Consider the following 22,184-nt stretch of genomic DNA (forward strand, 5'->3'; position numbering starts at 1 on the left):
TGTCCCGCAAAATAGCTGCGGAGATCACGAAATATGCCGCAGAGTATCAGGCAGATGTAATTGTGTTTGAGTATCTGGAAATGCAGGGAAAAATATCCGGAAAAAAGAAACAAAAGCTTCATTTATGGAGAAAGCGGGATATTCAGAAACTGTGTGAACATCAGGCACATCGGAACGGAATTCGTGTGTCCAGGGTCAGTGCCCGGAACACCAGCAGGCTGGCCTGTGACGGAAGCGGAGCGGTAGTAAGAAACCAGGAGAACCATAGCCTATGTACCTTCCGGACCGGAAAACAGTATAACTGCGACCTGTCAGCATCCTATAATATCGGAGCGAGATATTTTATACGGGAATTTTTAAAACCCTTGCCGGAAACGGAAAGGTCTTCACTGGAGGCAAAAGTACCTGCAGTGAAGCGTAGAACCTCCTGTGTTTATGCAGATTTGAGAAAGCTTTATGTAGAAGTAAACAATTTAAAAGCGGTATAAATGCAGGCAGATATACAGCGGACTACCTGTAATGTGGAAACCAGCCGTATCCGGCATGGGAAAAGTGCGTATCCGCACGAATTCTAAGTTACTGGCGTATCCGCCGATATTTAGTCTTGCCGTTTAAAACGGCCGAGAAGCACGTGACTTTAGCCATGTGAGGTTCACTGGCGTTGAGCATATTGTTAATACCTTTTTCCGTTTCTGCAAGCTGCTTTTTCAAAAGAGGCAGATCGGTGCTTTCTTTCTTCTGCAACTCCATCAGCGTATCAATCAGTCGTTCCATGACTTCATCATTCATAATTGCTTTCATACAGTAATTGAGCGTACATATAAATTAGAGGAGACCGAGGCAGTGATGCAGAAACAGATCCGGGTGGCAAACCATCGGATCGCAGATTTGGAAAAGCAGATGGAGGGATAAGGTATGCAGATTAAAGATTATGTAAAGCCGGAATTACTTGTGGTAGCAGTAGTGCTGTACTTTATTGGGATGTGGCTGAAGCAGAGTGAGACAGTGAAAGACAAATACATCCCACTCATTAATGGGCTGATTGGCGTTGCGATTTGTGCCATCTATGTGTTCGCCACCTGTGCCTGCGGCAGTGGTCAGGATATCGCGCTGGCAGTTTTCACGGCACTTACACAGGGCGTCCTTGTGGCGGGATTGTCTACGTATGTAAACCAGATTTTTAAGCAGTCAGGAAAAGAAGAGTAGAAGGAGGCGATCCGACTATCTCCCGCGGCAGTTCGGGGCGTGGCTGCCGTTGCGGCATCGCAACAATAGGGGGAAATCGACGAAAGCCGATAGAGTGAAAGAAATTTATATGCTATAATGTCAGAGTTACCGCCTCCGAAACTGGTGTCAGGAAGGAGGTGTCTGCGGTGGAAATACGATTATCTCTTATTGTTTCTGTCGTGGCGGGTGTGATTAGCCATCTCATCTGCAAATGGTTAGACGGTCACAAATAGTCGGTAACTAGCCTGCGGGTTTAAGCCTTCCCGTCGTGAAATTAGGAATAAAAACCCCCAAGGAGTCGCGATCCTTGGGGGTTTTGTCGTTGCCTGTGATGGACAACTACTATCTCTTAGCCTATCGGCATTATAGCATATGCGAAAATTCTTTGCAAGATACCCTGGAAAACAAAATTTCATATTTTTTCATATCATAAAGAAAAGAGGACAAATCTATGAGAGATATCACATTATGCCATCCACGTCTCCAGCGCATTGCGTCCGCCTGGATCAAAGCCTGTGCGACCGAGGGTATCACAGTAGCCATCGGAGAGACACTGCGGACGGTGGCGGAGCAGGACGCTCTGTACGCGCAAGGACGTACCAAGCCTGGCAACATTGTAACCAATGCCAAAGGCAGTAGCTATAGCAGTCAGCATCAGTGGGGGTTGCTTTTGATTTTTATCTTAAGATGGATGTGGACGGCGATGGCAGCGTGTCAGACGATGCCTACAATGACAGCACAGGTATGTTTAAAAAGGCCGCAGAGCTGGCAAAAGCTTTAGGACTTGCCTGGGGCGGAGACTGGCGTAGCATCGTAGACAAGCCACATCTTTATCTACCGGACTGGGGCAGCGGCACCAATATTCTTAAACAGCGTTACAGCACCTTTGAGGCGTTTAAAAAGACCTGGCCTAAAATGGATGTAGCGACAGTCAAAGCCGACAGCGATGCCGGAGCGGCGGATCTCAAGGACATCAAGAGCGGCGCACACGGCTTGAGCATCACTGCGTCCTCACTCATCATCCGGACAGCTCCGGCAGGTGCTGACTCTGGCAAGCGATACAGTAAGGATCAGCAGGTGCAGCCGATCCGGAAGTGTTTTGTCAGCGGAGCACCGTGGATCCAGACTGCGGACGGCTGGGTGTCTGGCAAGTATCTTAGTGGCTGGGTGTGCCAGGACGGGCGCTGGTGGTATCTGCTGAGTGGGTACACCTACCGGCACGATGCAGTCTGCCAGATTGACGGGCAGGCGTATGCGTTTGATTCGGATGGCTGGATGATTACCGCAGATCGGATAGCAGAGGACGGACATATACGATAAAATATGATGAAAAACACAATATAAGCGCATAATAAGGGGCTGTCATTCCTTGAAAATAAAGGAAAAACAGCCCTTTTTCGTGTGATATTTCCCCAGAAAAAGGGGTTCTTTATACTGAAATATGCTTTCGTGGTAGATGCTCCAAAAACACCGGAAACCCTTGTAAATAAAGGAAAAATCCAGCATTTACAAGGGTTTCCGCATCCATCAAAAAAAGCAGATAACGGGAATCGAACCCGCCTTTCCAGCTTGGGAAGCTAGCGTTCTACCGATGAACCATATCTGCAAATATATATTAAGTATACTGTTTTTTCTGAAAAAGTCAAGAAATTTATCTTGCCAAAAAGGGAGGAAAGTTACTGTACACGGGTAGGCACTTTTGGGATCGAAAGAGACAAATATATTCAAAACACCCACAAAATGCCCTCTTAACACAATTTATATTTCAAAAACTCGCAGAAGGTGTTATAATAATTCCGTATGGATTAGGGCGCGGTTTTCAGGCACCCTTTTTCCGTCATAGGAAAGTGTTAAGGCACATTTTTTATTTTGTATATAAATCTGTATCGGTATGGCGGATAAACAGAAAATAACGGAGGAAATTATGGATATAATCATTATCGGATGCGGCAAGGTTGGTACGACGCTGGCGGAGCAGCTTGTCCGGGAGGATTACAATGTGGTGATGATCGATACGTCTGCGGAGCGAATGCAGCGGGTGTCAGATGATATCGATGCGATCAAGCTGGTGGGAAATGGTGCCAGCATTTCCATGCAGATCGAGGCAGGTGTGCAGACGGCGGACATGCTGATTGCCGTGACAGGGTCGGATGAGATGAACCTTCTCTGCTGCCTGATTGCGAGAAAAGTGGGGCATTGCCACACGATTGCGCGTGTGCGGAATCCGATTTACAGCAACGAGCTTACCTTTATCAAGCAGCAGCTGGGAATTTCCATGATTATCAACCCGGAATATGCGGCGGCGACGGAGATTTCGAGAATTCTGCGCTTCCCGTCAGCGATCAAGATCGATCCATTTGCTAAGGGAAAGGTAGAGCTTCTGAAATTTAAGGTAAAACCGGAGTTTAAGCTGGACGGGCTTTCGGTCATGGATATTGACAGCCAATTCCGCTGCGATGTCCTGATAGGCGGTGTTGAGCGCGGCGATGAGGTGGCGATCCCGGATGGTAAATTTGTGATTAAAAACGGGGATATGGTGTCGATTATCGCCTCCCCGGCAAATTCGGCAGAATTTTTCCGCAAGATCGGCATCCAGACAAACCAGGTCAGAAATACGATGATTGTCGGAGGCGGTACGATTGCTTATTATCTGGCGAAACTTTTGGCGGCGATGAAGATCCGGGTTAAAATTGTGGAGAAAGATAAAGCGCGCTGCGAGGTTCTGACAGAGCTTCTGGACGATGCGTTGATCCTCAACGGCGACGGAACGGATCGGCAGCTTCTTCTGGAAGAGGGGCTGATGACGGCGGAGGCATTTGTCACCCTGACGAATATGGATGAGGAAAATGTCTTCCTTGCGCTGTATGCGAAGGAAAATTCCAGCGCGAAGCTGGTGACGAAGGTTAACCGGATCGCCTTTGACGAGCTGATCAGCAAGCTGGACCTGGGAAGTCTGATTTATCCGAAATACATCACGGCGGACTACATTTTACAGTATGTGCGCGCGATGCAGAATACGATCGGCAGCAATGTGGAGACGTTGTATCATATTCTCGATGGTCGGGCGGAGGCACTGGAGTTTGTGATCCGCGAGGAGTCGGAAGTGACGGGCATTCCGCTGATGAATTTGAATCTCAAGAGCAACCTGCTGATCGGATGCATCAACCGCGGCGGCAATATCAAGATCGCGCGTGGACAGGACTGCATCCAGCAGGGCGATACAGTGATTGTCCTGACGAGCCAGAAAGGTCTGCGGGATATCCGTGACATCCTGAGAAAGTAGGCGGCATAGATGAATTATTCGATTGTATTTTATATCATAGGCTGGATCCTGAATTTTGAGGCGGCTTTTATGGCGCTTCCGACGGCAGTGGCACTGATTTACCGTGAGTCGGAGGTATGGTGCTTTCTGGCAACGATGGCAGTATGCCTGATGGTTGGTATGCTTCTGGTACGCCGAAAACCGAAAAATCAGATCTTTTATGTGGCGGAGAGCTTTGTGGCGGTTTCTCTAAGCTGGGTTTTACTCAGTGTGATGGGAGCAGCGCCGTTTGTATTAAGCGGCTATATTCCGAATCCGATCGACGCCCTGTTTGAGACGGTATCGGGCTTTACGACGACCGGTGCAAGTATTCTGAGCAGTGTGGAGCAGCTGCCGAACTGCTTATTATTCTGGCGGAGTTTTACGCACTGGATTGGCGGTATGGGCGTTCTGGTATTCCTTCTGAGTGTCCTGCCGATGGTGGGCGGTTCCCATATGAATTTGATGAAGGCGGAGAGCCCAGGACCGATCGTGAGCCGTCTCGTTCCGAAGGTCCAGATGACGGCGAAGCTGTTATACCAGATTTACCTGGGAATGACGATCCTCGAGGCTGTGATTCTGATTCTTGGGAAAATGCCGATTTTCGACGCGATCACGATCACGGTCGGAACAGCAGGTACGGGTGGTTTTGCAATCCGGAATGATAGTCTGGCGAGCTACACGGCATTTCAGAAAAATGTCGTGACGGTGTTTATGATTCTGTTCGGAGTGAATTTTAACTTTTACTTCTTCCTGCTGATGCGAAAAATAGGACAGGCCTTTAAAATGCAGGAGGTGCGGGCATATTTTCTAATCATTGCATCGGCGGTTGGCATCATTACAGTCAATACGGTATCACTCTGCGGCAATGCACTGCAGGCATTCCAGGATGCGGCATTCCAGGTCGGTTCGGTTATCACGACGACCGGTTACGCCACGGTGGATTTTGATAAATGGCCGCAGCTTTCAAGAACGATTATGGTACTTTTGATGTTTATCGGCGCCTGCGCGGGCAGTACAGGCGGCGGTATCAAGGTGTCACGTGTCTTGATTCTGCTTAAATCGGTAAAAAAGGAACTGAAGCAGTACCTGCATCCGAGTGCAGTGGAGAAGATCAAAATGGATGGAAAGATCGTAGAGCATGAGGTTGTGCGCTCGACGAATGTGTTTATGGTTGCGTATGTGCTCATTTTTGCGGTATCTGTTCTATTGATTTCTCTGGATGAATACGATCTGGTGACGAATTTTACGGCGGTTGCGGCTACGTTTAATAATATCGGACCGGGTCTGGCACTGGTCGGACCGACTGGAAACTTTGGGTTTTTCAGTAATTTCTCAAAAGTGGTTTTAATCTTTGATATGCTGGCAGGACGTCTGGAGATTTTTCCGCTACTTCTGCTGTTTTCAAGGGAAACCTGGAAACGGTTCTAGGGGAGGAGAATACGGATGGATATACTGTTCTTTTTAACGGGGTGTCTGGGACTGGCAGAGACAATTGATTTGTTCTGCGGCAAAGATTTCCTGATTTTTATATCGGATTCGATCGATCCGAAGAAATATAACCTGAAAAAGGTGTATGCGGTTGAAAAATGGCTGTTTGCGATTGATACGCTGTCGCTGTTTGGCATGGCGTTTCATCTGGGCGGCGGTACTGGCGATCTGGTGCTGGCGGCAGTTGTGCTGGTGACACTGTTCGCACATGTGTATGTGTTTAAGAGCCGGAACTTCCGGGTGTAAGTAGATAAAAGTGGGCGTGATGTGTCTGGCATGCGCCCATTTTTGCTGCCATGATGCAGAGAAAATGGCTGGTGGCTTGTTTTGGGACAGATGCTTGAAACGGCTGACAGTGTGGCTTCCGGGGAAGTGGGACACACTTTGCGTTGACAGGCATATGATATAGTATCAATGAAAAATGAAAAGGAGATTATCATATGTGTTGGTCTTGGGGTAATGGTTGTGGACACTGCGGAGGATGCGGCGGCTGCGGAAACAATGGATGGGGCTGGAATAGCTGTGGAAATAACGGAAGAAATTCCTATCGGAGAGGTTTCAACGATGGTTATGCCATCGGCTACCGGGATGGCTACGATGCAGGAAGAGACAGCCAGTCTGGCTGCGGCTGCAGTAATAATGGCGGCTGTGGCTGCGGAAATTAGAGATGGAGATTCAGCTTGCATGGGGTGTGAACTGAGAGGAAGAAAGCCGGGCGGTGAGAGCTGCCCGGCTTTCTTCCCTTCAGTTATTAAGAACTCTAAGAATACGCTAAAAATCGGGGCAACAGGATTTGAACCTGCGACCTCTCGGCCCCCAGCCGAGCGCGCTACCAAGCTACGCCATACCCCGAAAATAAATCATAGCTGCACTTTGCCAAATTTTCAGCTGACATATACCGCCATTTGTTGAAGTATTATATGCATGATACCAGGGTCAAAAGGTCAGAAGTTCGACGCAAGCTTGCTTGCAGGAGAATTTTTGACCTTTTGACCCGCCAAAACATGAGTAAGTAGCCATTTTTCAAAGAAAAATGAGCGAATTGCGAATGTTTTTGAGAATTGCGGGAGCACGCAGTGCAGAGCAATTCGGTATCAGAGGGGTCAAAAGCTTTTGCCCCCAACATCATATGCATATCATTATATCAAAATTACATCAAAAATCAACTATGACTTCTAAATTTTCGCTGCCGGATGTTTGTTTTTTGATGTAATTTTGATGGTTGAGTGGAATTTTACGAATCAATGGAATGGATCAACAGAATGAAAATTTTCCCAATATTGACTCCAAATTTGAAAAATGGTATGATGAAAACGTGGATAATTAAAAGAAAAGGTCATAGCAGAGTCTTCGGCTGTGACCTTTTGTAGTAACCAACCCCAAGGAGAACATCATGATAAGTTTTGACCTCGACATGACCCTCTTAGACCACCGGACGGATCAGATCACACCGAGTGCGCTGGAGGCGATTGAAAAGCTGCGCCCGAAGTACAAGATTGTGCTGGCAACGGGGCGCGATATGGATAATTATTACAGTACATCGTACCGGGACATCGTCCGTCCGGATGCGATTGTACATATGAACGGGACGAAGATCACAGTGGGAGATAAGCTGCTGTTTGAGCACATCTTTGATCCGGAACTCCTGCGCCGGGTGCTGAGTTTCTGCGATGAAAAGGGATTCGGAATCGGCATGACGGTGGGGGATGAAGATTACTATATCCATCCGGAGATCATTGCGGCTAATGATATCCGCTTCTGGGGAAGCTGCGGGCGGCAGTTCCAGGATCCGTGGAAGATGCTCACGATGCCGGTCCGGACACTGGCGTTTGTCGGCAGCCGTGAACAGGTGAAGGAGATGGAACGGGAATTTCCGACCCTGAAATTGCCGATGTTTGCGAGCGGACATGGCGCGGATGTGGTCGAGAAAGGCAATTCCAAGGCGGACGGACTCCGCAGGCTGGCGGTGTATTTTGGAGAAAAAGAAGATCTCTCCGATACAGTGGCATTTGGCGACAGCATGAATGATATTGAGGTTGTGCAGGAAGCCGGCATCGGCGTGGCGATGGGAAATGCAGTGGATGCGCTTAAAAAAGTAGCCGATTACGTGACGGCACCGATCGGGGAAGATGGAATTTATAAAGCGTGCGAACACCTTCATTTATTTTAAAGAAGTTATTTTCCTATTTTACCTGTTCCCATTTTCCTATATAAATGATATAATAGCTACCAAACGGTTATTGTCCACAGGTGAGTTTCTTTGAGTAGAAATTCCATGCAGTACAATAACAAGAAATGACTTAAAAGGCGCGTGCCTGCAAGCTTTGACTAAAAGGATGAACTGCGGCTGCAGAAATCGGCAGTGCGGCAGGGAACCGGACACGCACCGGGAAAAAAGAGAGGATGTAACAGATGGAACATTTAATTACTCCGGCTGGTTATAAACCGGTATTGGATTTGAGAGAAACACAGGTTGCTATCAAGGAAATCAAGGACTTTTTTCAGAGAGAACTGGCAAAACAGCTCAATCTGACCCGTGTGTCCGCACCGCTTTTTGTACTGCCGGAATCTGGTCTGAACGATAACTTAAACGGCGTAGAGCGCCCGGTGTCCTTTGGAATTCTGGAGCAGAAAGATCGGAAGGCTGAGATTGTACATTCTCTCGCCAAATGGAAACGTCAGGCATTAAAAGAGTACGGATTTCAGGAAGGTGAAGGCCTTTACACCGACATGAGCGCGATCCGTCGTGATGAGGATACAGACAACATCCATTCCATTTATGTGGATCAGTGGGACTGGGAGAAGATCATCAGTAAAAAAGATCGTACCCGTGAGACACTGGAATCCATTGTCCGTTCGGTTTACAAGGCACTGAAAGTGACCGAGGACTATATGGCATATGAGTATGAGTACATTGGACGTTATCTTCCGGAAAATATCACATTTGTGACGACCCAGGAGCTGGAAGATATGTATCCGGATTGCACACCGAAGGAGCGCGAGTACAAGATTGCGAAGCTGCATGGTGCGGTATTTATTGAGCAGATTGGTGACAAGATGAAATCCGGTGAGAAGCACGATGGTCGTGCTCCGGACTATGATGACTGGAAATTAAACGGCGATATTCTGGTATATTATCCAGTTCTGGATATCGGACTGGAGCTTTCTTCCATGGGTATCCGTGTTGATGAGGATTCCCTGAAAGAGCAGCTGGTAAAGGCGGGATGTGAGGAACGCGCGGAGCTGCCATTCCAGAAAGCAGTTCTGGAGGGAGAGCTTCCGTATACAGTCGGCGGCGGTATCGGTCAGTCCCGTATCTGTATGTTCTTCCTGCGGAAAGCACATATCGGAGAGGTGCAGGCGTCGATCTGGCCGGACGGTGTGCGCGCAGAGGCAGAGGCTCACAACATTCATCTGCTGTAAAAATAAAATTGATGAAAAGCTGCCCGGGAAAGTGATTTTCTGCGGCAGTTTTTTGTGTAATAAGAAATTCATTAGAATTCCCCATTACACAAAAAGGCACATTCTTTTTATGTAATGGGAAGCCCATAGAATGAGAGGATAGGATATTTATATGGCGGATCATATCTATGATTTAATTATTATCGGTGCGGGACCGGCGGGATATACGGCAGCGCTGCGTGCGGCAGCGATGGGGATGGATGCAGTCCTGATCGAGAAAAAAGCGCTGGGCGGATCATGCGTCAATACCGGCTGTATTCCTGCCAAGGCGCTTCTGCAGGCAACGGCAGTCTACCGGGATATGCTGAAAGCATTCCGGTTTGGCATCGTGGCGGAGAAGGTCAGCTTTGACTGGCGGCAGATGCAGATTTATAAAAATGAGTCCGTGGAATCATTCCGCTCGATGATTCAGGGAATGTTAGAAAAAGCGGAGGTGGAGATGATTCACGGCGATGCGCGCCTGCATGCGGATAATGTGGTGCGTGTGACGACCTCCAAAGGCGCATTGACGCTGAAAGGAAAAAATGTGATTCTGGCAACCGGTTCCAGCCCTGTGATTCCGGATATCCCGGGAATTGATCTGCCGCAGGTTATGACAAGCCGTGATATTCTGCGGATGGATGACTGGAATTTTGACTGTCTGACGGTCATCGGCGGCGGGGTCATCGGTGTGGAGATCGCGACGATCTTCGCGGCGCTCGGTTCCCGCGTGACGCTTTTGGAGCAGGCAAACCGTCTGCTGGAGTCGATGGATCCGATGATTTCCGAGCAGATGGAAGCGAATCTGCGTTCTAAGGGTATTGAAGTCCACTGCAATGTACAGGTCATGGAGATCAAGGATCGCGGCAACGACACGGTGTCGGTCAATTACCGTTGTGAGCGCGGCTGGAAGGAAAGCCCGGCGGACCGCGTGCTGGTGGCAGTCGGCAGACGCCCGAATATGTCGAAGGTTCTGGCGGACGATTGTCAGGTACAGCTGGAAAATGGGCGTCCGCTCATCAAGGGAACCTACCGCACGACGCAGGAAAATGTCTATGCGATCGGCGATACCGTGGCGCGGAAACGTCTTGCCCATGTGGCAGCGTCCCATGCGGCTTATCTGGTCGAAAACCTGGCGGGACGCGGACACCGGATGCAGCTTTCGGTCGTGCCGAACGGTATGTATGTCGTGCTTCCGGTTGTGCCGACCTGTATTTATACGGAGCCGGAGATTGCGGCGGTTGGATTTACGGAAAATGACGCCCGCCTTTATAATATGAAGATCAAGTGCGGTGTGGCATATATGACGGAAAATGGAAAAGCGCTTCTGGCGAGAAACAGCCGCGGTTTTGTGCGCCTGATTTTTGAGGCGTATACCAACACGCTGATCGGGGCGCAGATCATGTGTGCGCGTGCGACGGACATGATCGGAGAGATGGCAACGGCGATCGCCAACGGTCTTACGGCATATCAGCTCTCGACGGCGATGCGCGCGCATCCGACGTACAGTGAGGCGATCACGGAGGCGATCGAAGATGCGTTGAAAAATGGATAATAGAGAAACAACAGGAGGCAGAAAAATGGGACGTGAGGTTCGGGCGAAAATTGAACAGCTTCGCGAGAAGATGGCGGAGCGTGGAATGGACGCATATCTGATTCCAACATCGGATTTCCACGGCTCGGAATACGTGAGCGGGTATTTCAAATGCCGGAAATATATGACAGGCTTTACCGGTTCGGCGGGAACGGCGGTCATTACGATGGAGGACGCAGGTCTCTGGACGGATGGCAGATATTTTGTGCAGGCGGCAGCAGAGCTTTCCGGCAGCGGGGTGGAACTTTACCGCTCCGGTCAGGAGGGCGTGCCGACGACGCTGGAATTTTTGAAAAAACATATGCCGGAACAGGGTGTTCTGGGTTTTGACGGCAGAGTGGTCGATACGGCAGAGGGCGAGCGCATCGCGAAAGCACTGTCCGGGAAAAAGGTACGCATTTCGGAGGGTGAGGATCTGGTTGGAAGCATCTGGGACGACCGCCCGGCGCTTCCGATGAACCCGGTCTGGATTCTGGAAGAGAAGTATGCGGGAAAACCGGCGGAGGAGAAGATTGCAGATCTGCGCGGGGAGATGAAAAAGCGTCAGGCGACGGTGCATCTGCTGACGAGTCTTGATGATATCGCGTGGCTTTTAAATATCCGGGGTGATGACATTGTACATACGCCGGTTGTATTGTCCTACTTGATTGTGACAAAACAGGAATTATTCCTCTTTATTCATGAGAAGACGCTGAACGAAGAAGTACGTGCCTATCTGCATGGACTGGGCGTTCGGATCATGCCATATGAGGCGGTATACCAGATTGCATCCGCATTCCGCTATGAGCGCGTTTTATTGGAAAAGTCGAAGATCAATTACCGTCTGTTCCGGTGCCTGGATGCGAGCGTGAAAGTGATCGAGGCGATGAATCCGACGGCAGCGGCCAAAGCAGTCAAAAATCCAGTGGAACAGGAAAATATGCGCCGTGTGCATGTGCAGGACGGTCTGGTATTGACCCGTTTCCTGCGCTGGGTGAAGGAACATGCAGGCGAAAAAGGACTGGACGAGTGGACCGCAGGGGAATATCTGGATAAGCTGCGCCTGGAACAAAAAAACTGCCTGGATATGAGCTTTACGACGATCTCTGCGTGGGGACCGAACGCGGCGATGTGCCATTATACGGCGTCTGAGACAGAGAAGAGTAGTGTACCGAAGAAGGGGCTGTATCTGGTCGATTCCGGCGGACAGTATTATGAGGGAACGACGGATGTGACGCGTACCATCGCGGTCGGACCGATCACGCAGGAAGAAAAACGCTGCTGTACGCTGGTGGCGTGCTCGATGCTGCGTCTGCTGGATGCGAAGTTTATGTATGGCTGCCGCGGTATCAATCTGGACTATATTGCGCGCGAACTCCTGTGGAAAAACGGCCTGGATTTCAACCATGGAACAGGGCATGGTGTCGGCTATCTGGGCTGTGTGCATGAGCGCCCGAATTCCATCCGATGGAGGCTGCTCACATCGCCCGCTGAAAATGCGGTTCTGGAGGAAGGCATGGTTACCTCTGATGAGCCGGGTCTTTATCTGGAAGGAAAATTTGGCATCCGGACGGAGAATCTGATGCTCTGTGTGAAAGATGTGAAGAATGAATTTGGTCAGTTCATGAAATTTGAAAATCTGACCTGGGTTCCGATTGATCTGGACACGATCGATGTATCGCTGATGGAAGGGCGTGACCGCGAGCTTTTGAACGCGTACCACAAGGGCGTGTTTAAGAAGCTGTCTCCGTATATGACGGAGGAAGAGAAGGTGTGGCTGGCAGAGGCGACGAGAGCGATTTAGAGGAGAAAAATAAGGAAGATACGGCAGCAAAACATTAAAAAATCGGATAAAAACCGGCATAGATAAAAGATGCTGGATATAAACTGTAAATGACCATGTAAAATAAATGCGAGGCTGCGTGTATGCGCTATCATTCGTTCGACCGTGTCCGAATCTGTGAGACAACTGGAATGCAGGACGGCTATCTGCGGATCGATGTGGTAAACAGTGAAAACAATTTTCCAATTAAGGGAGCAGAGGCTTCGATCAGCTATGGAGAATCAGGACAGACGCAGGAAGTGCTTAGAACCAATTTATCCGGGCAGACGGAGGAGATTGCGGTAGCGGCGCCTCCTGCGTTGCTTTCACTGGAAGAACAGAACCGGGAAAAGCCGTATGCGGATTATACGGTGGAAGTGCGGGCAGAGGGCTATGGGCCGGTGAAGGTAAAGGGAACGGAGGTGCTGGCGGGCGTGCTGGCAGTCCAGCCGATCCGGATGATTCCGCTTCCGGCTCAGACCGGAGCGGAGGAGAATATCCAGATTCCGGACCATACCTTATATGGTTCCTATCCGCCCAAGATTGCCGAGGATGAGGTAAAACCAGTGCAGGAGAGCGGAGAGATCGTGCTGAGCCGCGTGGTGGTGCCGCAGACGATCGTCGTGCATGACGGTGCACCGACCAATGCGTCCGCAAAAGATTACTATGTGGCATACCGGGATTATATCAAGAACGTGGCATCGAGCGAGATTTATGCGACCTGGCCGCGCAGCACAATCGTCGCTAATGTGCTGGCAATCATGTCGTTTACGTTGAACCGGGTGTATACGGAGTGGTATCGGAACCAGGGCTACGATTTTACGATTACATCCTCAACGGCATTCGATCACAAATGGATTTACGGGCGCGATATTTTTGAGCCGATCTCAGAGGTGGTGGATGACATTTTTGACAACTATCTGTCCCGCCCCGGTGTGAGGCAGCCGATTCTGACGCAGTACTGCGACGGGCGGCGGGTGTCCTGCCCGGGCTGGATGACCCAGTGGGGATCCTGCAGTCTGGGAGAACAGGGATACAGCGCGATCGAGATATTGCGGCGCTTCTATGGAAATAGTATTTACATCAACACTGCGGAACAGATATCAGGAATCCCGATCTCCTATCCGGGGGAACCGCTTAAGGTGGGTTCCAGCGGCGATAAGGTGCGGCAGCTGCAGCAGCAGCTTGACGCGGTGGCGACTGTGTATACAGCGATCCCGCGGGTTACGCCGGACGGGATCTACGGATCCGGAACGGAGGCGTCCGTACGGGCGTTCCAGTCGGTGTTTGGACTTCCGCAGACGGGCGTGGTCGATTTTGCTACCTGGTACAAGATTTCTCATATCTATGTGGGGATCTCGCGGATTGCGGAGCTGAATTGAGTTGGAAATGGGATTTGCGGGAGAAGAATAACGAAAAGACATATGAATTCCTATAGGTGAAATATCTGTGAGCAGGATGCATACAGGAAACAGAGACAAAGAACATAAGAGGGGGGTGGATTGGATGAAAGATACCAGACGGGAAGAGGGAGTCAGACAACCCGGGGGGACTGGCCGGGCAAATGCGATCACAGAGGGAGTGATCTGGAAACAGCTTCTGCTATTTTTCTTCCCAATTTTATTTGGAACTTTTTTTCAGCAGCTCTATAATACGGCAGATGCGGTGGTAGTAGGCCGTTTTGTCGGAAAGGAAGCGCTGGCGGCGGTCGGCGGAAGCACATCGATGCTTACGAACCTGCTGGTTGGCTTTTTTGTAGGACTTTCTTCGGGTGCGACAGTTATCATCGCCCAGTTTTACGGGGCGGGACGCGGTCAGCGGGTCAGCGAGGCAGTCCACACGGCGATTGCCTTTTCGCTGCTGTGCGGTATCCTTATGACGGTTGGCGGACTCCTTTTTTCCGACACGGCGCTTCGCCTGATGGGGACGCCGGAGGATATCATGGACAATGCAAGCGGGTATCTGCACATTTATTTTGTCGGAATCACGGCGAACCTCTTATATAATATGGGTGCCGGAATCCTGCGGGCAATTGGTGATTCCAAAAGACCGTTCTATTTCCTTGTGATCAGCTGTTTTACAAACATTGCGCTCGATCTGTTGTTTGTAGTAGGACTTCGGATGGGCGTGCGTGGTGCGGCGGTGGCGACGATCCTTTCGCAGGTGGTCAGCGCGTGTCTGGTATTGGGAACGCTGATGCGTGCGGATGGCTCGTACCGGTTTGAGATCCGGAAAACGCGGATCACACCGGTGATTCTGGTGCGGATCATCCGGATTGGGTTTCCGGCTGGACTCCAGTCGGTTATGTATTCCTTTTCCAACCTCGTGATCCAGAGCAGCGTCAATGCACTGGGAACAGATACGGTGGCGGCGTGGGCTGCATATGGAAAGATCGACAGCACTTACTGGATGATCATTAATGCGCTGGGGATCTCCATCACGACCTTTGTCGGACAAAATTACGGCGCGGGGCGGCTGGACCGTGTGAAACGCAGCGTGTACGTCTGCCTGGGAATTTCCTGTATTATCACGGTGGGGCTGAGCACGATCCTGTATCTGACGGGCGGCTATATTTATCTGTTGTTCACAACGGATGCAGAGGTAATCGCGATCGGCATGAAGATTCTTCACTTCCTGGTGCCGGCATTTGTGACATACCTCTGTATTGAGATTTATTCCGGCGCACTGCGCGGTGTGGGAGACTGCTGGATTCCGATGATTATGACGGCGCTGGGCGTGTGCGTCCTGCGGGTTGTCTGGATCCTGATCGCTGTTCCGATCCGCCCGGATATCCTGACAGTGGTATTCAGCTATCCGCTGACCTGGACGATCACAACGGTTCTCTTTAATATTTATTATTATTTTTTCAGTGCGCTGAAAAAATGGAATGTGCCGCTTCCGTGGAAGAAAAAGAGGCGGGAGCTTCATAACCTGTAAATAGTTATGCATGGTTTCGAAAATGATTGACAAAACGGGGTGGTACTGGATTTTTTTCAGAAAGTGTGATATTCTTATGTTACAAAAGATAGGTGACAGTGTTTCTTCCTGGATGGATGCCGCGCAAGCGGCAGATAAAACGGAGATTCGAAACAGAGGGCAGAGGCACTTGCCGCTGGTCAGAAAGAGAGGCAGAATTATGGGCTATGAACCAATGAATGAGTCCTGGCAGATGGCGGGGGAACGCCATGAGACACTGGGACAGTATGTGGCGAAGACATATTTATGGATGTTTGCAGGGCTTCTTGTGACATTTGGCATCGCATTAGCCGGATACGTGACGGGAGCGATTTTGTATGTATTTCAGGTTCCGTATGCGACCCTCGCATTGACGGGACTGGAGCTTTTGACGGTGATCTGGCTGAGTGCCCGGATTCACAAGTTATCGGTGGGAGCGGCGAGAGGGCTGTTTCTATTCTATGCAGCTTTAAACGGCGTTGTTTTCTCGATGTATTTCCTGATCTTCGGTGTTGTGGAGATGGTGTTTGTATTTGCGGCGACCGCGCTGTTCTTCGGAATGATGGCGGGCGTCAGCCTGATCTTCAAGCTGGACTTGAGCGGAATCCGTCCATTGCTCGTTGGCGGACTGCTGTTTCTGATTCTCTTTGGTCTGCTTTCAATGTTTTTAAATCTAGGCAGCTTTGAGACAGTGCTCTGCTATGCCGGTATCGTGGTATTCTTAGGCTTTACCGCTTATGATACAACCAAGATCCGGGATAATTACCAGATTTTCTCCGCGGATCCGGAGCTGCTTCAGAAAGCATCGGTATTCTCAGCGCTGCAGCTGTATCTCGATTTTATCAACCTGTTTCTGTACATTATCCGCCTGATGAACCGGAATCGGAAATAGGAAAAAATCTTTCAGTAGAACAGAAGTTCCTTTGCAGGAATAAAGAAAAGTGGAATTTTGCGGAAAACTGAATATGCAAAAATGAAATGCCGGAACGGGGGAAAGCTTTGTTCCGGCATTATTGTGTTTTTCTGCTTGAAAATCCTGTTTTTGGCATGGACGGCTTCATTCTTTTAGCAGAAAGGGAAGCATTCTGTAATAAATTTGACAGATTTTATTTAAAGTTTCTCTATTGAAGTGGATGGGGAGTATCTGTTAAACTAGGTTATAATAGGAAATGTTCTGCTGTTGGTTACACAGTGTGTGGATGAACCATATTTGTTTCGCATATGCCCCCGCCGGATCAGGCGGGGAAATGTATATAAATGGTGAACAGACAACAGGTATAAAAGGATAATCAAGGAGGTTTTTTGGCATGAATCGGAATAGAATGAACAAAAAAAGGATGGGGCGCGCGCGTGTGCTTTCACGGGCAGCGGCTGGCATGCTGGCAGCAGCGCTGTGTTTTCAGCCGATGACAGCGCTGGCAGGACCGGCGGGAGATTCTTCTCTTACATCGTCATCCTCGAATGCGGGGCCGGGCGGCGGTTCGGGCAGCTCCAATTCGGGAAGTACAGGCAGCTCTGGCGGTTCGACTTCTGTTTCCAATGGGGGTGTGAGCGCGGTCACATCGGGGCTTGGCGTGTACCGGGTGACGGAGAATGAGGGGATCGGTGCGATTGCGCGCGGCGTGGATGTGTCCTACTGGCAGCAGAATGTAAATTGGAGCCAGGTGGCATCGGATAATGTACAGTTTGCGATGCTGGCAACCCGGTTCCGCGGTAATGTGGATCCGTTTTTCGCTATGAACGCGGCAAATGCGAGCCAGGCAGGGCTGCGGCTGGGCGCGTACATTTATTCGTATGCGACTTCGGTCGAAATGGCGCAGCAGGAGGCGGATTTTGTCCTGAATCTTATCAAGGATTATCCTATCTCCTTCCCGGTTGTCTTTGATGCCGAGGATGCTAATACGCTGGGAACCCTGACGCAGTCTCAGGTCAGCGATGTGATCAACGCGTTCTGTAAGCGGATTCAGGATGCAGGATATTATCCGATGGTCTATGCAAATGAATACTGGATTGCCAATAAGATCGATATGTCGAAGATTTCGTATGATATATGGGTGGCAAAATACCAGCAGAAGTATACATATTCAAAGACCTCGATGTGGCAGGCGTCCAACACCGGTTCGGTCAAGGGCGTGAACGGCAATGTGGATATTGATTATCTGTATAAAGATTATACGCAGATCATTCCGGGCAATACCTGGCGGACGATCGCGGGGAACCGTTACTATTATCAGAACCATGTGATGCAGAAAGCGGCGTGGATCAACGATGGTCAGAATTGGTACTATATGAATGCGGCGGGCAATCCGTCTAAAGGATGGCTGGAGCTTTCGGGCAAAAAGTATTATTTGGAGGCGGACGGTCATATGATTACCGGCTGGAAGACGCTGGACGGCGGCTGGCGTTACTTTGACGCATCCGGCGAACAGGCGACGGGCTGGCGTGCGGTCGATGGAAGCTGGTATTTCATGGCGGACAATGGTCTGATGCAGACCGGCTGGCTGGAGACGGGCGGCAAGAAATATTATCTGAACGCATCCGGCGCGATGCAGGCGGGCTGGCAGAACCTGGGCGGAAGCTGGTATTACTTTGACGGCTCCGGCGCCATGACGACGGGCTGGCAGGCAGTCGGCGGAAAGTGGTATTACATGAATGAGTCCGGCGTGATGCGGACCGGCTGGCTGGATCTTGGCGGTAAGAAATATTACCTGGATGCCAGCGGCGCGATGTACGCAGGTATTACGTTCGAGATGGATGGAAATACCTGGCAGGCAGCGGCAGACGGAAGCTGCACGGTAGTTCTGCCGGAGGAGAATGCGGCGGGAAATGGCGGTTCGACGGATGGACAGACTCCGATAACCGGAAGCCAGTCACCGGTGCAGCCGTCCGGTCCGGCAGGGGTATAATATAAATATGATTTGAACCAGTACCCAGATATTGGAGCTGATTCAGTTAAAAAAATGAAAAAGTAAACAAATTCGAACGGAAATAACTTGCTTTTTTGCCGACCTCATTATACAATGTTAAACAGGCAAAAAAAGGACTTGCTTATGGGATGGAGGAAACCAGCATAAGTAATCTGGCATAACATGACGTTTCAAGCTGCTATATCAACTGTATGTGCAAGATAAGCTGCGGCTGTTCCGGTGCGGATTTGACGAAAGATGCGAGGCTCTTCTGGCTGCAAATTAAGAAGAGCCTCGGTATGCGTTATATCGGCAGAAGCGCGGAATCGGGATGGCGGGCACAGAAGTAGTGCGAAAGCGGGGGCGTTTGTCAGCAGGAAACTGTGAAAGCAGTGGTTCGCAGGCAGGCAGCTGCGCTAAGACGCAGGCAGGGAAAGGTCGGAGAATGCAGATTCCGGATTTAGTACTGCATGGAAGCAGCGTGTTTTTACATATTGTATAATGATTATATAATCAGAACCGTCGGCGGAGTTGTAGTGCTAAAAAAGGGATGTCAGTGCGGCTGGCTGCCGGAATCATTTCCGGAAACAGGGATGAGGGCAGTGTTTGTCATCAGTCAGGCACCGGACAGCGCTTATGTGAGAATCGAATAACAAGTCAGTGGTACAGATGTTTATGTATGCATGGCTATTAAAGTCGGATTCGCATAGACGGAAGTGCATGCCATTTATGTATGCAGAGGAGATTGTACAATCCTCTGCTGCCGCAGCGTGTCAGATGGAGAATTCCCGGAGTGGATGACAAGCTCTGGAAATTTTGCAAAAACACCTGCAAACACAGATAGGTGGGAAGTATCACGGATGGCGCCATGAAAGAAACATGGATGCTGTCAGGATATGATTCACGAAGAAAGAGGGACGTCCGTCAAAGCATGGAACGATCTAATTACGAGGTGACACATTTATGAAACAGAATATGAAAAGAATGCTGCTTGTACTTTGCATGGCAGTCTGCTTTTTCGCTCTGTCCGCCTGTGGTAGCGCTTCTGAAGAAGCGGTAGAGCCGATTTCTCCGGAGATCGAGCAGACCATGAGCGATGGCGCTAAGAGCTATCTGGAGCAGTTCGCCAGCTACAGTGACGAAGATCTGGCAGCACAGCTGAAACAGGCTGAGAAGCAGAAAAACACAGTCATTGAGTCTGCAATTTCTTCTTGGACCAGTTCTAAGGACGATTTAGGCAAGATGGGTGAGATTCAGAGCGTGACCGTAGAGCGCGCCGATGATGACAGCTACACAGCAGTTGTTCAGGCTTCCTTTGAGAAGAGAAACTTGACTTTCTCCCTGACCGCTGAGGAGAGCGTAAGCAGCTACGGCGGTACTTCTCTGGTACCGACTGAGTTATCCTTTGTTGTAAACTACAGCTTCGGTGAGAAGATGGAGAAGGCAGCATTAAATACCCTGATGGGTATGGGTACCGTATTCCTGGTACTGATTTTCATCAGCTTAATTATCAGCAGCTTCAAGAAGGTTAACGAGATTGAGGCAAATGTAAAGGCTAAAAAAGCAGGAGCAGAGGCACCGGCAGCAGCACCGGCACCTGTACAGACTGCAGCACCGGCAGCAGCGCCGGCACGTACCGCAGCACCAGCAGCAGGCAATGCGGCAAACGATGGAGAACTGGTAGCAGTTATCACTGCAGCGATCGCAGCAGCAACCGGCGTACCGGCAGACAGCGTAAATATCCGCTCCATTACACGTAAATAATCATCGATAAAATCTGGAGGAATTTAAAATGAAGAATTATACTATCACCGTAAATGGTACAGCATATCAGGTAACCGTAGAAGAAGGATTTGCAGGCGCAGCAGCACCGGCTCCAGCAGCAGCTCCAGCACCGGCAGCAGCTCCGGCTCCAGCAGCAGCACCGGCAGCAGGCGGCGTAACCATCACATCCCCGATGCCAGGTAAGATCCTTGGTATTAAGGCAGCAGCTGGCACAGCTGTAAAACGTGGTCAGGTTATCCTGCTTCTGGAAGCTATGAAGATGGAGAACGAGATCGTAGCTCCTCAGGACGGTACCGTTGCCAGTGTTAATGTTGCAGTAGGCGATATGGTAGAACCGGGCGCAGTTCTTGCTACATTAAACTAATCTAATTTTTATAAAACTGGCTGAAAAAATACGGGATATGTTATTCCGTTTGGAGGAATTAATATGGAATATATAACAACTACATTGTCCAATCTTCTTCAGCAGACAGCATTCTTAAACCTGACATTTGGAAACATCGTTATGATTTTCGTAGCGCTGATTTTCCTGTATCTGGCAATCGGAAAAGGATTCGAGCCGTTACTGCTTCTTCCGATTTCCTTTGGTATGCTGCTTGTAAATATCTATCCGGATATTATGAGATCGATTGAAGACTCATCGAACGGAGTTGGTGGACTTTTACATTACTTTTATTTACTGGATGAGTGGAGTATCTTACCATCCCTCATCTTCATGGGTGTCGGTGCGATGACAGACTTCGGTCCGCTGATCGCTAACCCGAAGAGCTTCCTGCTCGGTGCAGCTGCTCAGTTCGGTATCTACGGCGCTTACTTCATGGCTATCTTCATGGGATTCAACGATAAGGCTGCGGCTGCTATCTCCATCATCGGTGGTGCAGACGGCCCGACCTCTATCTTCCTGGCTGGTAAACTTGGTCAGACAGGTCTGATGGGACCGATTGCCGTAGCAGCTTACTCCTACATGGCTCTGGTTCCGATTATCCAGCCGCCGATCATGAAACTCCTTACCACCAAAGAGGAGAGAGAGATCCGTATGGAGCAGCTTCGTCCGGTATCCAAACTGGAGAAGATTCTGTTCCCGGTTGTTGTTACAATCGTTGTCTGCATGATTCTGCCGACAACTGCTCCGCTGGTTGGTATGCTTATGCTTGGTAACCTGTTCCGTGAGTCTGGTGTTGTTAAGCAGCTGACAGAGACTGCTTCCAACGCCCTGATGTACATCGTCGTTATCTTCCTGGGTACTTCCGTAGGTGCTACTACCAGTGCAGAGGCTTTCTTAAACCTGGATACCATCAAGATCGTAGTTTTGGGTCTGATTGCATTCGCTCTGGGTACTGCAGCAGGTGTTATCTTCGGTAAGATTATGTGCAAGGTAACTCATGGTAAGGTAAACCCGCTGATCGGTTCCGCAGGTGTATCTGCAGTTCCGATGGCAGCACGTGTATCCCAGAAGGTTGGTTCTGAGGCAGATCCGAGCAACTTCCTTCTGATGCACGCAATGGGACCGAACGTAGCTGGTGTTATCGGTACTGCCGTAGCAGCAGGTACATTCATGGCTATCTTTGGCGTGAAATAGGATCGAGCAGATTTATTCTGAATAATGTATTTATATAGTAGGGTGGGATTCTTCGGGATTCTGCCCTATTGTTATATGCAAACGCCGGTTGCTGTTCACAGGTA

20 protein-coding genes and 2 tRNA genes are annotated in these 22,184 nt (G+C 49.8%); 19 read left to right on the plus strand and 3 right to left on the minus strand.

The window, feature by feature from the left end; translation table 11 throughout:
* A partial coding sequence (locus DWZ16_RS04025; RefSeq protein ID WP_243021918.1) for an IS200/IS605 family accessory protein TnpB-related protein occupies positions 1-488 on the plus strand: 488 nt, incomplete at its 5' end.
* Between the two features lie 88 nt (positions 489-576).
* Here DWZ16_RS04025 and DWZ16_RS15405 read toward each other — a convergent pair.
* A complete protein-coding gene (locus DWZ16_RS15405) occupies positions 577-789 on the minus strand; it encodes a hypothetical protein (protein WP_182427292.1) in 213 nt (70 codons plus the stop codon).
* A 126-nt stretch (positions 790-915) separates the two neighbouring features.
* Between DWZ16_RS15405 and DWZ16_RS04035 the strand changes: the two genes are divergently transcribed.
* The 3 genes from DWZ16_RS04035 (at position 916) to DWZ16_RS16565 (ending at position 2,547) form a co-directional block, all read left to right on the plus strand.
* On the plus strand, positions 916-1,206 hold the full coding sequence (locus tag DWZ16_RS04035) for a phage holin family protein (RefSeq protein WP_022359091.1): 291 nt from the start codon (positions 916-918) through the stop codon (positions 1,204-1,206).
* A 472-nt stretch (positions 1,207-1,678) separates the two neighbouring features.
* A complete protein-coding gene (locus DWZ16_RS15915; protein ID WP_412693869.1) occupies positions 1,679-2,008 on the plus strand; it encodes a M15 family metallopeptidase in 330 nt (109 codons plus the stop codon).
* Positions 1,915-2,547 carry a M15 family metallopeptidase gene (locus tag DWZ16_RS16565; RefSeq protein WP_412694285.1) on the plus strand — a complete coding sequence of 211 codons (633 nt, stop codon included), beginning with the start codon at positions 1,915-1,917 and terminating at the stop codon, positions 2,545-2,547. The genes DWZ16_RS15915 and DWZ16_RS16565 overlap by 94 nt, the downstream gene beginning before the upstream one ends.
* 215 nt (positions 2,548-2,762) lie before the next feature.
* Here DWZ16_RS16565 and DWZ16_RS04045 read toward each other — a convergent pair.
* Positions 2,763-2,833: transfer RNA gene (locus DWZ16_RS04045), tRNA-Gly, on the minus strand.
* Between the two features lie 318 nt (positions 2,834-3,151).
* On the opposite strand from DWZ16_RS04045, the gene trkA reads away from it, so the two are divergent.
* From trkA to DWZ16_RS04065, 4 genes are all read left to right on the plus strand, one after another.
* Positions 3,152-4,510, plus strand: a complete 1,359-nt coding sequence (gene trkA, locus DWZ16_RS04050; protein WP_022359093.1) for a Trk system potassium transporter TrkA — start codon at positions 3,152-3,154, stop codon at positions 4,508-4,510.
* Positions 4,511-4,519: 9 nt separating this feature from the next.
* Positions 4,520-5,959 (plus strand): TrkH family potassium uptake protein, encoded by a 1,440-nt coding sequence (locus tag DWZ16_RS04055; protein WP_118522306.1) that lies wholly within the window; start codon positions 4,520-4,522, stop codon positions 5,957-5,959.
* Positions 5,960-5,974: 15 nt separating this feature from the next.
* Positions 5,975-6,265 carry a hypothetical protein gene (locus DWZ16_RS04060; protein WP_022359095.1) on the plus strand — a complete coding sequence of 97 codons (291 nt, stop codon included), beginning with the start codon at positions 5,975-5,977 and terminating at the stop codon, positions 6,263-6,265.
* A gap of 194 nt (positions 6,266-6,459) precedes the next feature.
* Entirely contained in the window at positions 6,460-6,684 is a 225-nt protein-coding gene (locus DWZ16_RS04065; RefSeq protein WP_022359096.1) for a hypothetical protein, read from the plus strand.
* A gap of 113 nt (positions 6,685-6,797) precedes the next feature.
* Here the strand turns inward: DWZ16_RS04065 and DWZ16_RS04070 are convergent.
* Positions 6,798-6,871, minus strand: a tRNA-Pro gene (locus DWZ16_RS04070).
* A 541-nt stretch (positions 6,872-7,412) separates the two neighbouring features.
* Here DWZ16_RS04070 and DWZ16_RS04075 point away from each other — a divergent pair.
* The 11 genes from DWZ16_RS04075 (at position 7,413) to DWZ16_RS04130 (ending at position 22,080) form a co-directional block, all read left to right on the plus strand.
* On the plus strand, positions 7,413-8,189 hold the full coding sequence (locus tag DWZ16_RS04075) for an HAD family hydrolase (protein WP_022360199.1): 777 nt from the start codon (positions 7,413-7,415) through the stop codon (positions 8,187-8,189).
* A gap of 242 nt (positions 8,190-8,431) precedes the next feature.
* Positions 8,432-9,442, plus strand: coding sequence for an aspartate--ammonia ligase (gene asnA, locus DWZ16_RS04080; protein WP_022360200.1), 1,011 nt, complete (start codon positions 8,432-8,434; stop codon positions 9,440-9,442).
* Between the two features lie 151 nt (positions 9,443-9,593).
* Positions 9,594-11,015: a dihydrolipoyl dehydrogenase gene (lpdA, locus tag DWZ16_RS04085; RefSeq protein ID WP_106999716.1), complete on the plus strand. Its 1,422-nt coding sequence runs from the start codon at positions 9,594-9,596 to the stop codon at positions 11,013-11,015.
* 25 nt (positions 11,016-11,040) lie between these two features.
* Positions 11,041-12,837 carry an aminopeptidase P family N-terminal domain-containing protein gene (locus DWZ16_RS04090; protein ID WP_118481734.1) on the plus strand — a complete coding sequence of 599 codons (1,797 nt, stop codon included), beginning with the start codon at positions 11,041-11,043 and terminating at the stop codon, positions 12,835-12,837.
* 122 nt (positions 12,838-12,959) lie between these two features.
* Positions 12,960-14,237: a peptidoglycan-binding protein gene (locus tag DWZ16_RS04095; RefSeq protein ID WP_270252552.1), complete on the plus strand. Its 1,278-nt coding sequence runs from the start codon at positions 12,960-12,962 to the stop codon at positions 14,235-14,237.
* Positions 14,238-14,361: 124 nt separating this feature from the next.
* Positions 14,362-15,792 carry an MATE family efflux transporter gene (locus DWZ16_RS04100; protein WP_118481735.1) on the plus strand — a complete coding sequence of 477 codons (1,431 nt, stop codon included), beginning with the start codon at positions 14,362-14,364 and terminating at the stop codon, positions 15,790-15,792.
* Between the two features lie 199 nt (positions 15,793-15,991).
* Positions 15,992-16,702 (plus strand): Bax inhibitor-1/YccA family protein, encoded by a 711-nt coding sequence (locus DWZ16_RS04105; protein ID WP_107000382.1) that lies wholly within the window; start codon positions 15,992-15,994, stop codon positions 16,700-16,702.
* A 415-nt stretch (positions 16,703-17,117) separates the two neighbouring features.
* Complete coding sequence (locus tag DWZ16_RS04110; RefSeq protein WP_243015171.1) at positions 17,118-18,716, plus strand: GH25 family lysozyme; 1,599 nt, start codon at positions 17,118-17,120, stop codon at positions 18,714-18,716.
* A gap of 963 nt (positions 18,717-19,679) precedes the next feature.
* On the plus strand, positions 19,680-20,480 hold the full coding sequence (locus DWZ16_RS04120; protein WP_022360206.1) for an OadG family transporter subunit: 801 nt from the start codon (positions 19,680-19,682) through the stop codon (positions 20,478-20,480).
* 28 nt (positions 20,481-20,508) lie between these two features.
* Positions 20,509-20,865, plus strand: a complete 357-nt coding sequence (locus tag DWZ16_RS04125; RefSeq protein ID WP_106999722.1) for a biotin/lipoyl-containing protein — start codon at positions 20,509-20,511, stop codon at positions 20,863-20,865.
* 63 nt (positions 20,866-20,928) lie between these two features.
* Positions 20,929-22,080 carry a sodium ion-translocating decarboxylase subunit beta gene (locus DWZ16_RS04130; protein ID WP_022360208.1) on the plus strand — a complete coding sequence of 384 codons (1,152 nt, stop codon included), beginning with the start codon at positions 20,929-20,931 and terminating at the stop codon, positions 22,078-22,080.
* Positions 22,081-22,184 lie beyond the last annotated feature (104 nt).

The organism is Clostridium sp. AF29-8BH (assembly GCF_003478145.1).
In the GTDB taxonomy this organism is placed as follows: Bacteria; Bacillota; Clostridia; order Lachnospirales; family Lachnospiraceae; genus Otoolea; species Otoolea fessa.

Bases quoted from the DNA above. Each gene is read 5' to 3' on its own strand.
- lpdA (WP_106999716.1), top strand. From the start codon at position 9,594: ATGGCGGATCATATCTATGATTTAATTATTATCGGTGCGGGACCGGCG.
- DWZ16_RS04110 (WP_243015171.1), top strand. From the start codon at position 17,118: ATGAATCGGAATAGAATGAACAAAAAAAGGATGGGGCGCGCGCGTGTG.
- DWZ16_RS04060 (WP_022359095.1), top strand. From the start codon at position 5,975: ATGGATATACTGTTCTTTTTAACGGGGTGTCTGGGACTGGCAGAGACA.
- DWZ16_RS04125 (WP_106999722.1), top strand. From the start codon at position 20,509: ATGAAGAATTATACTATCACCGTAAATGGTACAGCATATCAGGTAACC.
- DWZ16_RS04120 (WP_022360206.1), top strand. From the start codon at position 19,680: ATGAAACAGAATATGAAAAGAATGCTGCTTGTACTTTGCATGGCAGTC.
- DWZ16_RS04065 (WP_022359096.1), top strand. From the start codon at position 6,460: ATGTGTTGGTCTTGGGGTAATGGTTGTGGACACTGCGGAGGATGCGGC.
- trkA (WP_022359093.1), top strand. From the start codon at position 3,152: ATGGATATAATCATTATCGGATGCGGCAAGGTTGGTACGACGCTGGCG.
- DWZ16_RS04095 (WP_270252552.1), top strand. From the start codon at position 12,960: ATGCGCTATCATTCGTTCGACCGTGTCCGAATCTGTGAGACAACTGGA.
- DWZ16_RS04055 (WP_118522306.1), top strand. From the start codon at position 4,520: ATGAATTATTCGATTGTATTTTATATCATAGGCTGGATCCTGAATTTT.
- DWZ16_RS16565 (WP_412694285.1), top strand. From the start codon at position 1,915: ATGGATGTGGACGGCGATGGCAGCGTGTCAGACGATGCCTACAATGAC.
- DWZ16_RS04100 (WP_118481735.1), top strand. From the start codon at position 14,362: ATGAAAGATACCAGACGGGAAGAGGGAGTCAGACAACCCGGGGGGACT.
- asnA (WP_022360200.1), top strand. From the start codon at position 8,432: ATGGAACATTTAATTACTCCGGCTGGTTATAAACCGGTATTGGATTTG.
- DWZ16_RS04105 (WP_107000382.1), top strand. From the start codon at position 15,992: ATGGGCTATGAACCAATGAATGAGTCCTGGCAGATGGCGGGGGAACGC.
- DWZ16_RS04035 (WP_022359091.1), top strand. From the start codon at position 916: ATGCAGATTAAAGATTATGTAAAGCCGGAATTACTTGTGGTAGCAGTA.
- DWZ16_RS04090 (WP_118481734.1), top strand. From the start codon at position 11,041: ATGGGACGTGAGGTTCGGGCGAAAATTGAACAGCTTCGCGAGAAGATG.
- DWZ16_RS04130 (WP_022360208.1), top strand. From the start codon at position 20,929: ATGGAATATATAACAACTACATTGTCCAATCTTCTTCAGCAGACAGCA.
- DWZ16_RS15915 (WP_412693869.1), top strand. From the start codon at position 1,679: ATGAGAGATATCACATTATGCCATCCACGTCTCCAGCGCATTGCGTCC.
- DWZ16_RS15405 (WP_182427292.1), bottom strand. From the start codon at position 789: ATGAATGATGAAGTCATGGAACGACTGATTGATACGCTGATGGAGTTG.
- DWZ16_RS04075 (WP_022360199.1), top strand. From the start codon at position 7,413: ATGATAAGTTTTGACCTCGACATGACCCTCTTAGACCACCGGACGGAT.